The following is a 1,922-nucleotide window of genomic DNA, read 5'->3' as shown; positions in this document are numbered from 1 at the left end:
TGAAAGGCGTTGAAGCCGGTGACCAGGTCGAAACTGTTGTCGTCCCAGGGCAGGGCCTCCAGATCGCCTTGCCGGAAATCGCCGGCTGGAACCCGTTCGCGCGCGATCTCCAGCATCTCTTCCGCAGCGTCGAGCCCCGCGACCTTGGCCCCGAGTGAGGCCGCAAGCGCCGCTGCCATACCCGCACCGCAGCCGGCATCGAGATGGCGCGTGCCGGTCGTGACGCCTGCCTGGGCCAGCACGGCATGGTAGGCGGCGGCAAACTGCCCCTCCTGCACCTCGGCCCAGTCCCGGGCGCGTGCGCCCCAAAGCCGGCCGTTGGTCTGTGATGTTCCTGTTGTCATGTCGGACTCCTGCCGGTTCGGGCGCAAGCGGTTCATCCCGCGTGTTTCGTTGCGATCATCGTGACGAAAGGCAGGAACCCATACAGCGTCCCGGCCTCGGCGCGGCGCATGTATTCGGCCTCGAGCGCATCCGCGAGTGGCTGCCCGATCACGCCGTCGCCCACCAGGCGCGCCGATGCCATCCTGACCCAGACGAGGTTGCCTATGCCGTCCGTCACCACGCGGTTGGCGGTGCCGAAATGCGCGACTGTCAGCCCGGCAGCAAAAGCCAGCGGCTTGAGCTTGCCCGCAAGCCAAGCGTCGGTGACCGATCCGGCCACGAAGGCCCGGGCGCAAGAGTCCAGCGGATCGCCTGGGCAAAGCCCCAGAGCAGCTTTCGAGAAATCGGCGTCACAGACCACCAGTGTGCCGCCCGGGCGCAGGATGCGCGTGGCCTCGGCGACCAGACTTGCGGGGTCGGCCACATGGGACAGCACGGTGTGCAGGATGGCGATGTCGGCGCTGCCGTCCCCGAGATCGAGCGCGGCACCGTTGCCAACTCGGAACTCGAGGTTCGCCCGGTCGCCCGCCAGCGAATGCGCTTTGTCGGTCAGGGCGACGGACGGCTCCACGCCGATGACCGCGGTGTGTCCGAAGCGATCGGCGATGCGCCGGGTCACGCCACCGGTGCCGCAGCCGATATCGACGATCAGGCCCCCCTCGGGCGGGTCGAGCCTATCGAGATAGGCGTCGATAACCGGCAGCATAGTGGGGTCTGCCGCGCGAACTTCCAGCGCGGTTGTGATGATCCCGATCAACTCGGGGGACGACGCGTCAACATCTGCGAAAGGATCGCTCATCCCGCCACCTGCCGGGCGTAGTCCTCGGCGTCGAACCACCCGCGCGAGGCGGCGACCTTGCCCTCTTCGTCCAGATCCCATTCCTCCCAGCCCGTGATCCGCAGCGGGTTGCGGGTCACGGCGTGATGGCCGGTAAAGGTCCACAGATAGGCGACATGAGTGTCCGCGACGCGCAGGCAGTCGCAGGTCAGGTTCAGGTCGGGCACATCTGCGAAAAATCCTTCGGCCATGGCCTGCACGCCCGAGCGCCCCTTCCAGGGCGTGCCCCGGTTGATGACGATACAGCCCGTTTCGGCGTAGAACGAGGCCACGGCCTCGGCTGATCCGCTGTTCCAGGCAGCGGTGTAGTCGGCGGCAAGCGCGGTGTTGTCGGCGGTCATGTCAGGGTTCCTTCGTGCAATTCGGCAAACGGATCGCCGTCCCAGTCGCCATGGCTGAGCAGGGCGCGCAGGCGGGTGAAGGACGAGTAGTCGAACATCAGCCCGGCGCGGTTCTGCTCCATCCGGACGCGGTGGCGGCCGTCATGATAGGCGGCCTCGCGCATCGCCTCGTCCGACCGCCAGAGCGAGCAGGTGAAGCCTTCGCGCCCTTCGGTACCGTTGAACACGTCGTTGCGCAGGTTCGAGGGCAGCGTGCCGTACCACGCCATCACCTCGGCCACGCCTTCCACGAAGAGCCGGATGCGGGGCAGCATCCAGTCCTCGCGCGACAGGAACCCCGCTGTGGTGACGACGACCAG

General features: G+C 67.4%; 3 protein-coding genes and 1 pseudogene. All 4 read right to left on the bottom strand.

What is annotated here, in order from left to right; genetic code table 11:
- The coding region (locus WBB85_RS19645; protein ID WP_432640281.1) for a class I SAM-dependent methyltransferase at nucleotides 1–344 on the bottom strand (344 nt) is incomplete at its 3' end.
- 32 nt (nucleotides 345–376) lie between these two features.
- On the bottom strand, nucleotides 377–1,183 hold the full coding sequence (locus WBB85_RS19640; protein ID WP_432640280.1) for a methyltransferase domain-containing protein: 807 nt from the start codon (nucleotides 1,181–1,183) through the stop codon (nucleotides 377–379).
- Nucleotides 1,180–1,563: an SgcJ/EcaC family oxidoreductase gene (locus tag WBB85_RS19635; protein ID WP_432640279.1), complete on the bottom strand. Its 384-nt coding sequence runs from the start codon at nucleotides 1,561–1,563 to the stop codon at nucleotides 1,180–1,182. Before WBB85_RS19635 ends, WBB85_RS19640 begins: the two co-directional genes overlap by 4 nt.
- Nucleotides 1,560–1,922: pseudogene (locus WBB85_RS19630) on the bottom strand (hypothetical protein); the annotation flags it as partial. The pseudogene WBB85_RS19630 and the gene WBB85_RS19635, both read right to left, overlap by 4 nt.

This window comes from Albidovulum sp., from assembly GCF_049646345.1.
Lineage (GTDB): Bacteria > Pseudomonadota > Alphaproteobacteria > Rhodobacterales > Rhodobacteraceae > Albidovulum.
This window is presented reverse-complemented; position numbering and strand designations above follow the sequence as displayed.

Bases quoted from the DNA above. Each gene is read 5' to 3' on its own strand.
- WBB85_RS19640 (WP_432640280.1), bottom strand. From the start codon at position 1,183: ATGAGCGATCCTTTCGCAGATGTTGACGCGTCGTCCCCCGAGTTGATC.
- WBB85_RS19635 (WP_432640279.1), bottom strand. From the start codon at position 1,563: ATGACCGCCGACAACACCGCGCTTGCCGCCGACTACACCGCTGCCTGG.